Annotated in this window: 9 protein-coding genes and 1 pseudogene; 5 read left to right on the top strand and 5 right to left on the bottom strand. The window is 71.2% G+C overall.

From position 1 onward, the window contains the following. Both AC1D15_RS11140 and AC1D15_RS11135 read right to left on the bottom strand, forming a co-directional pair. The coding region (locus AC1D15_RS11140; RefSeq protein ID WP_477826014.1) for an alginate lyase family protein at positions 1-835 on the bottom strand (835 nt) is incomplete at its 3' end. A gap of 128 nt (positions 836-963) precedes the next feature. Continuing rightward, on the bottom strand, positions 964-2,115 hold the full coding sequence (locus AC1D15_RS11135; protein WP_477826013.1) for an NAD(P)H-dependent flavin oxidoreductase: 1,152 nt from the start codon (positions 2,113-2,115) through the stop codon (positions 964-966). Between AC1D15_RS11135 and AC1D15_RS11130 the strand changes: the two are divergent. Then, a pseudogene (locus tag AC1D15_RS11130) lies at positions 2,107-2,256 on the top strand (hypothetical protein); the annotation flags it as partial. The gene AC1D15_RS11135 and the pseudogene AC1D15_RS11130 sit on opposite strands and share 9 nt — an antisense overlap. A 112-nt stretch (positions 2,257-2,368) precedes the next feature. Here AC1D15_RS11130 and AC1D15_RS11125 read toward each other — a convergent pair. After that, positions 2,369-2,995 (bottom strand): helix-turn-helix domain-containing protein, encoded by a 627-nt coding sequence (locus tag AC1D15_RS11125; protein WP_477826012.1) that lies wholly within the window; start codon positions 2,993-2,995, stop codon positions 2,369-2,371. 52 nt (positions 2,996-3,047) lie between these two features. On the opposite strand from AC1D15_RS11125, the gene AC1D15_RS11120 reads away from it, so the two are divergent. From AC1D15_RS11120 to AC1D15_RS11105, 4 genes are all read left to right on the top strand, one after another. Continuing rightward, entirely contained in the window at positions 3,048-4,175 is a 1,128-nt protein-coding gene (locus AC1D15_RS11120; RefSeq protein WP_477826011.1) for an NAD(P)/FAD-dependent oxidoreductase, read from the top strand. A gap of 28 nt (positions 4,176-4,203) precedes the next feature. Then, positions 4,204-5,184, top strand: coding sequence for a Bug family tripartite tricarboxylate transporter substrate binding protein (locus AC1D15_RS11115; protein ID WP_477826010.1), 981 nt, complete (start codon positions 4,204-4,206; stop codon positions 5,182-5,184). 5 nt (positions 5,185-5,189) lie between these two features. Then, a complete protein-coding gene (locus AC1D15_RS11110) occupies positions 5,190-6,725 on the top strand; it encodes an amidase (protein ID WP_477826009.1) in 1,536 nt (511 codons plus the stop codon). A 113-nt stretch (positions 6,726-6,838) separates the two neighbouring features. Continuing rightward, on the top strand, positions 6,839-7,840 hold the full coding sequence (locus AC1D15_RS11105) for an expansin EXLX1 family cellulose-binding protein (RefSeq protein ID WP_477826008.1): 1,002 nt from the start codon (positions 6,839-6,841) through the stop codon (positions 7,838-7,840). A 15-nt stretch (positions 7,841-7,855) separates the two neighbouring features. On the opposite strand, the gene AC1D15_RS11100 is transcribed toward AC1D15_RS11105, so the two are convergent. Further along, positions 7,856-8,275 (bottom strand): GFA family protein, encoded by a 420-nt coding sequence (locus AC1D15_RS11100; protein WP_477826007.1) that lies wholly within the window; start codon positions 8,273-8,275, stop codon positions 7,856-7,858. Positions 8,276-8,279: 4 nt separating this feature from the next. Continuing rightward, complete coding sequence (locus AC1D15_RS11095; RefSeq protein WP_477826015.1) at positions 8,280-8,435, bottom strand: SRPBCC family protein; 156 nt, start codon at positions 8,433-8,435, stop codon at positions 8,280-8,282. Positions 8,436-8,455 lie beyond the last annotated feature (20 nt).

Here is an 8,455-nt window from a genome sequence, read left to right as displayed (position 1 = left end):
GGTCGCGACCGCTCTCCTGCCATTGGCCGAGGTTGCCGTCATGCAGGAAGTACACGGCCTGCGCGATCGCGCCGTTGCCGGCACCGGTCTTGAAATAGGTGACGGCCTCCTCGAACATGCCGTGGTCGTCGCACAGCACGCCGATCGCCATGATCGCGGCCATGTTGCACAGGTCCCAGTTGGCCCAGTAGTGCGTGATGTCGGCCCCGTTGTGATCCGCGAGGAAGCTGCTGCACACCGGGTAGAACACGGTGCGCATGTAGTTCTGGAACGCGGCGAAATCGGCGGCAGCCCAGCCGGAATAGCTGCGCATGATCTCGGCCGCATTGGCAAACTCGTGGCCGTACAGGCCCGACGCCAGGAAGCGGTTCGAATCACCCCCGATGGCGGTCATCGTCGTCGCCCATGCGTTCATGATCCGCACGGCCTTGTTGGCGCAATCAACGTCGCCGGACACCTTCCAGCGCAGTGCGCAGGCATAGGCCGCGGCGATGTCACGCGCCAGGATCATGTAGTTCTCGTCGTGCGTGCCGTCATTGCCTCGGTAGAGGGTCGGCTGCGGATCGGGCAGGCCCGTCGGGCTCGCGTAGCGGTTGGCCACCAGCACCTTCCAGTCGTCGATCCACGGTGACGCATTCGCGGCGACTTTCGCGGCCATGCGATCGAAGTCGGCCTGCGTGTGCAGCAGGCCCGGGTGCACGAAACTCGCCGCGGCCGACCCGCTGCCGGTCGCCGTGGCGCCCGCAGCGCAGGTGCCGTCATCCGGGCCTGCGGACCCGGCATCGGTGCCGCCCCCTCCGCCCCCTCCGCACGCCTGCAGCGCCAGCGCAGCCATGCTGACCAGGAAGGTGCGCCGGGACGAGGGTGAGAAATCAGCTGGGGTCTTCGAGTCGGCGGGCCGGTGCATCCGAAGAATCTAGGACCGCTCGCCTTCGAAGTCATGATCAAAGGATGATGGGGCCATCAGGCCGATCGGATGAGCGCCTGCGCTTCCTCCATCATTTCCCGCACGATCTCGCCGGCCGGTTGCACCCGCTTGATGAACTTCACGCTCTCCGAGCCGGCCGGCAGCCCCATCTCCTCGAAGTCCCCGGTCGTCTCCGGCGTCGGCACGATGGCGCTGAACTTGGGCATGCTGTAGTTCTGCTTCAGCGTCAGCGGGAACAGCAGCGTGCTGCCGATGACCGCGGGCGGCGGCGGCGGGTTCGGCACCTGCCCTTCCCTGCCGGCCCATTCATCGACGACCCGGTTGCGCAGCACGCGGTACGGCCGCCCGGGGTACTCCGGCCCGAACAGCGTGGTCGTGACCGTGGCGTGCCCCCGGGCTTCGACGATGCGGCGCTTGTACTCCGGATGCGCATGGGCCTCGCTCGACGCGACAAGGCGCGTGCCCACCCAGACGCCATCGGCCCCGTGGGACAAGGCGTCGACCACCCCCTGGCCATCGGCAATGCCGCCCGAGGCCAGCACCATCAACGGCCGCACGGCCTGGACCACCTGCTGCAGCAGCTTGAGCGTGCGCGTGCCGCTCTTGTTGTGCCCGCCCGCCTGCGAGCCCTGGGCGATCACCGCATCCATCCCGACGGCTGCCGCCTCCAGCGCCTGCGGCACCGAGGCCACCTGCATCCACACCCGGGCCCCCGCCGCATGCAGCCGATCGACCCAGGCCCGCGGCGGCACGTTCATGTGGAACACCACCAGGCGCACCCGCTCGACGATGCAGACATCGATGTGCGCCTCCGTCACCAGCGGTCCGAACGCCGAGTCGTCGAAGATGAAATCCACGCCGAAGGGCCGCGCCGTCATGGCCTTGATCGACTGGATCAGCGCCTGCGTGCCGGGCGGCGGCTCGATGCCGTTGCCCAGCACGCCGATGCCGCCGGCGTTCGACACCGCCGCCACCAGCGACGGCAGCGCGACGAAGCCCATGCCGGCACCGACGAAGGGATGGCGCACGCCGTAGCCGCGCGTGAGCCGGGTGTCGAGGCTGGGCGGGTGGTGGCCACCGGAGGACAGCGCGGGCTCGGCCCGGGCCGGCTCGGCAGCCAACGCCGATCCGCCCAGGCCGGACAACAGCAGCTGGCGCCGGCGCTGCGACGCGATGTCATGGCTCATGGAGGCTCTCCCTGCAAGCGCCTCATTCTGCGCACGCCGCGGAGCAGCGCCATCCACACGAATGACGACGAGCGCACCGGCGCCGGCAACGACACCCTGCTGGGCGGCGCCGKCAACGACGTGCTGCGCGGCGACTCGGGTGCCGACCTGTTCCGCTGGGAGTTCGCCGACCGCGGCAGCGCCGGTGCGCCGGCGGCCRACGTCGTGATGGACTTCGACGTCCGGGCCGCCCGACCGGGTTGCGCCTCGCCTCTCACTCCGTCATCACCACGACCACGCGCGCGTCCGCCTTGCCGGTGGACAGGTACACGTGGCCGACGCCGCTGTCGAAATACGCCGACTCCTGGCGCGCGAGGTCAACCACCTCGCCGGTCTCGAAGTGGATGCGCACGCGGCCCGACAGCACCATCACGAACTCCTGCCCCGGGTGGCGGATGTAGTCGGGGAACTGCGCCATCTGCCGCGCGACGATGATGCCGTGCAGCGGCGTCATGCGCTTGGCCGGGAAGCCGGTGGCGAGCATGCGGTAGTCGTAGTTCTCTGCGTCGTAGCGGGGTGCCGCGTCCAGCGTCGTGCGCACGACCACCGGCCGGCGGCCCGCGGCCGGCGCCGCTTCGGCGAGCGGATCGAACAGCGACGCGATGTCCACCTCGAGAGCGCGCGCGACCGCCGCGAACTTCTCGTAGCTCACCGAGATCTGCCCGAGCTCGATCTTCGACAGGGTCGACAGCGCGACGCCCGAACGGGTGGACAGCGCTTGCAGCGTCAGCCCGTGCCGCTTGCGGATGGCCCGCAGGCGCTCGCCGACACGCTCGCGGTCGGGCAAGGCGGCTGCTGTCGTGCGAGCGGGCGGACGACTCGTCGTTCGAAGCTTGGGCATCGTTTCTCTTGCGGGGGTTGCCGGCATGATTCTCGCATGTGAGAATTCTCGTATGAGAGAATTTGACCTCGCCATCGTCGGCGCCGGCATCGCCGGTGCGTCGCTTGCCTGGCAGCTGGCCGCTGAACGCAGCGTGCTGCTGCTGGAGCGCGAAACCCAGCCCGGCTACCACGCCACCGGCCGGTCGGCGGCCATGTTCATGGAGAGCTACGGCCCGCCGGCCGTGCGTGCGCTCACGCGGGCCAGCCGGGCGTTCTACGAGACGCCACCGGACGGTTTCGCCTCCGCCCCGCTGCTGGCGCCGCGCGGCGTGCTCTACCTCGCCACGCACGGCCAGCAGGCCCTGCTGGACGCCATGCAGCGCACGCTGGCGGCCAGCGGCAGCGTGCTCGAGCGGATCGATGCCGGTGCGGCGCTGGCCCGCGTCGGCTGCCTGCGGCCCGACGTGGTGCACGCAGCGCTCTACGAGCCCGGTGCGCAGGACATCGACGTGAACGCACTGCACCAGGGCTTCCTGCGCGGCATGCGCGCCCGCGGCGGCGAGCTCCGCACCGGCGCGGAGGTCATCGCCGCGCAGCGCAGCAACGAGCGCTGGACGCTGCGCCTGGCCGACGGCGAGGCCGTGCAGGCACGGGCCGTGGTCGATGCCGCGGGCGCCTGGGCCGACGACGTGGCGGCCGTGTTCGGTGCGGCGCCGGTCGGCCTGGTGCCGCACCGGCGCAGCGCCTTCACGTTCAAGGCRCCCGARGGCWYGGACGTGTCGGGCTGGCCGGCCGTGGTCGGTGTCGACGAAAGCTACTACTTCAAGCCCGACGCCGGCCGGCTGCTCGGCTCGCCTGCCAATGCCGACCCGACCGTTCCGCACGACGTGGTGCCCGAGGAGCTCGACATCGCGCTGGGCATCCACCAGATCGAAGCCGTCACGACGCTGACGATCCGCCGGCCCGCCAGCACCTGGGCCGGCCTGCGCTCGTTCGTGCGCGACGGCGAGCCGGTGATCGGCTGGGACGAGCACTGCCCCGGATTCTTCTGGCTCGCCGGCCAGGGCGGCTACGGCATCCAGAGCGCGGCCGGCGCCGCGGCGCTGGCCGCCTCGCTGCTGCGCGGCACCGCCCTGCCGCCCGACCTGGTGCAACAGGGCATCGACGTGCACGCCCTGGCGCCGCAACGTCTGCGCTGACCCCCTTCTCCTTCCGAAAGGATCGCCCATGTCGAGAACCACCACCCGCCTCGCCCCGCTGTTCGCTGTCTTGCTCGGTGTCCTGGGATGCGGCCCGGCATGGGCGGCCGGCTATCCCGAGAAGCCGCTGACGCTCGTCGTGCCCTTCCCGCCGGGGGGTGCGACCGACACGATCGCCCGCGTCGTCGCGAAGGGCATGGGACAGCGGCTCGCCCAGACCGTCATCGTCGACAACAAGGCCGGTGCCGGCACCACGATCGGCGCGGGCGCGGTGGCCCAGGCGGCCCCCGACGGCTACACGCTGCTGATCAGCTCCAACACCACCTTCACGGTCAACCCGGCGCTGAAGGCCAAGCTGCCGTACGACGCACAGAAGAGCTTCGAATCGATCGGCCTGATCGGCACCTCGCCGCTGGTGCTGCTGGCCAACCCGTCGCTGCCGGCCCGCAGCGTGAAGGAGCTGGTCGCGCTCGCCAAGGCGCAGCCCGGCAAGCTGGCCTACGCATCGTTCGGCAACGGCACCACCTCGCACCTGGCCGGCGAGATGTTCAAGCTGGCCACGGGCGTCGACATCCTGCATGTGCCATACAAGGGCAGCTCGCCGGCGATGACGGACCTGATCGGCGGCCAGGTGGCCCTGAGCTTCGACACCAACGTGGCCGCCCTGCCGATGCTGCGGGCCGGCCATGTGAAGGCGCTGGCTGTCACGTCGGCGCGGCGCTCGCCCTCGCTGCCGCAGGTGCCGACCGTCGCCGAGGCCGGCTACCCCGGCTTCGAGATGCTGCCGTGGATCACCATCGTCGCGCCGCGCGGGCTGCCRCCCGCCGTGCAGAAGACGCTGGGCAAGGCGCTCGCCGACACGCTGGCGGACGCCGCCATCCGCGCCGATCTCGAGAAGGCCGGCGTCGACGTGTCGTACGAGCCGGGCTCGTTCTACGATGCGCGCGTGGCGAAGGAGCTGCCGCTGCTGCGAGCCTACGTTCACAAGGCCAACATTCCGCTGGAGTGAACACCATGAGCCACGACCCCACGCTGCCCGAGCGTTCCGCCGTCGAGCTGCGCCGCCTGATCGGCAGCCGGCAGGTCTCGCCGGTCGAGCTGATGGACGCCTGCATCGCGCGCATCGAAGCCTTCAACCCCGCCGTCAACGCGATCGCCGCCACCGACTTCGAACGCGCCCGCGCGAGCGCCCGCCAGGCCGAGGCCGACGTGATGCGCGGCGCGCCGCTGGGCCTGCTGCACGGCCTGCCGCTCGGCGTGAAGGACCTGCTGGACACCGCGGGGCTGCTCACCACCCACGGCAACATCGGCCGGCGCGCGAACGTGCCGGCGCACGACAACTTGCTCGTTGCGCGGCTGCGCGCGGCCGGCGCGATCGTCACCGCCAAGACCAACGTGCCCGACATGGGCGCCGGCGCCAACACGCGCAATCCGGTGTGGGGCGCGACCGGCAACCCCTTCGACCCCGCGCTGAACGCCGGCGGCTCGTCGGGCGGCTCGGCGGCCGCGCTGGCGGTCGACATGCTGCCGATCGCGACCGGCTCCGACACCGGCGGCTCGCTGCGCATCCCGGCGGCCCTGTGCGGCGTGGTCGGCCTGCGGCCCTCGCCCGGCCTGGTGGCCAACGATGCGCGGCCGCTCGGCTGGTCGGTCCTCTCGGTGCTGGGGCCGATGGGGCGCGACGTCGGCGACACCGCGCTGCAACTGGCCGCCACCGTCGGCTTCGACGCGCGCGACCCGCTGTCGCATGCGGCGCACGGCGCGTCGCTCTGGCCGCTCGCCGGGGTGGACCTGTCCCGGCTTCGTGTCGGCACGACCGAAGATTTCGGCCTGTGCATCGTCGACCCGGAGATCCGGCGCGTGTTTCGCGCGCGCGTGGAAGCGATCCGGCCGTGGGTCGCCTGCTGCGAGCCCGTCGACCTCGCGCTGGGCGATGCCGACCGGGCGTTCGACACGCTGCGCGCCGAGAGCTTCGTCGCCGCCTTCGCCGACACCTGGCGCACCGCCCCCGAAACGCTCGGGCCCAATGTGCGCGCCAATGTCGAGATGGCGGCGTCGATCACGCTCGCCGACCGCGCCTGGGCGCACCTCGAGCAGACGCGCATCGCGCGGCGCTTCGCGCACGCCTTCGAGCGCTACGACCTGATCATCGCGCCGACCACGCCGGTCACGCCGTTCCCGTGGACCGAGCTGTATGCCCGGCGCATCGACGGCCAGGACATGCGCAACTACTACCACTGGCTCGGGCTGACCTACGTCGTCACGCTCGCGACGAACCCGGCGCTGTCGCTGCCGTGCGGGCGCGACGAACACGGCATGCCGTTCGGCCTGCAGCTGATCGGTCGGCTGCGCGGGGATGGCGCGCTGCTCGCGGCCGCGCAAGCGCTCGAGCACTGCTTCGAGGCGAGCCCTGCGCTGCGCCGGCCGCGGCCCGACCTGCAAGCGCTGCGTGCGCCGCGGCCCGAGCTGAAGAGCATCGTGACGCATCCGCCCGGGGCATCAGACGACAGGGCAGGCGACACGGCAGGCGGCGCGCCGACCGCGGTCTGACAGGCAGTCCCGGCACCGAAACAAGTGCAGCCGGGTGTATCACACCCTGGCGCTGTCGCCGACTCGGCGCGACAGTCCCCGTGCGCCAATGCGGCGCAGCAACGGGAGCAGCCATGACATCATCCGACGCGACGACACGCCGCAGCATCGCGGCACTCATCGGAAGCCTGCTGATGGGAGGCCCCCTGGTGGCGGCCGCCCAAGGCAACTACCAGCAGACGCACACCGGACAGGGCACCTTCTACGGATACGGCGGCGGCGGCAACTGCTCGTTCCCCAAGCCCACCGGGATCCTCACCGCGGCCATGAACACGGCCGACTACAACACCGCCCAGGCCTGCGGCGCCTGCATCGAGGTGACGAACCTGAACACGCAGCAGTCGGTGGTCGTGCGCGTGGACGACCGCTGTCCGGAATGCGCACCCGGCGATGTCGACCTGTCGCAAGAGGCCTTTGCCGGCATCTCGCCGCTGGGGGCCGGCCGCATTCCGATCAGCTGGAAATACGTGTCGTGCACGCCGCCGGCGGCGAAGGTCTACTTCAAGGAGGGCTCCAGCCCATGGTGGGCCGGCGTGCAGGTGCGCGACCATCGCAGCCCGGTCGCGTCCCTCGCCTGGCGGCCCAGCGGCGGCAGCGGCGCGTACACCCCCCTCGGGCGCGAGATGTACAACTACTTCATCGCCCCGAGCGGCATGGGGCCGGGGCCCTACGACCTGCAGATCACCGACGTGTTCGGCCAGATGATCACGGCGACGGGCGTGGCGCTGGCCGTCACGACGGAGATCGATCTCGGCCTTCAATTCCCGACGGTCCTGCCGTCTCCCGGCAGCTCGTCCGGCGGAGGCGGCAGCGGCGGAGCCGCCCTGCCGGCCACCACGAGCATCGCCGTCGCGAACGACTGGGGCCAGGGCTATTGCAGCAACGTCACCGTGACGAACCCGAATGCGACGCCGCTGACCTGGACGGCGTCCTTCAGCGTCGCCGGCACCACCTACACGTCGTGGAATGCCACGCTGTCGCAAAGCGGCAGCACCGTCACCGCCAGTGGCGTGTCCTGGAACCAGGTGCTGCAGGCCGGGGCGAGCACGTCGTTCGGGTTTTGCGCCAATCGGTGAGCGTGGGCCCGCAGCTCAAGGGGCAGCCGGCATCCGCTCGAACGCCTGCAACGCCGGATCGACGGCATCCCATGCCAGCCCCCGCACGCGGTACGTGAGCACCTGGGGATCGAAGCGCGCGGGCTCGTCGAGGCTGCCCGCCGGCACCGCGATCAGGTCCGGCATCGCCGCAAAGCGCAGGAACACCGGCGTTCCGCAGACCGGGCAGAAGGCGTGCACCTTCACGTTGCCGCTGTCGCCCGCGACCTCCCAGTGCGTCGCCTCGCCGGTGATCGCCATCTCGGCGCGTGCGGCAAAGGTCAGCCAGGAGCCGTGCCCGGTGCCGCTGCGCCGCTGGCAGTCGCGGCACTGGCAGTGGTTCTGGAAGATCGGCGCGTGCTTCGTCGCGTAGCGGATCGCGCCGCACGCGCATCCGCCGGTGTAGGGCGTCGTCATGGCGTCACGCCGCCTTGGGCTTGGCGAAGACATCGATGCCCTGCCCCGTCTCGAGCAGCGACTTCAGGCTCGACAGCACGATCGGCCAGCCCTGCTGGATGCCCTTGGCCATGCCGCTGCCGGCCTCGAGTTCGTCGTGCGTGACGGTCAGCCGCACCATCCCGTCGTACGGCGCCACGT

It is taken from the genome of Rhizobacter sp. P2_H2, from assembly GCF_056403375.1.
This window is presented reverse-complemented; position numbering and strand designations above follow the sequence as displayed.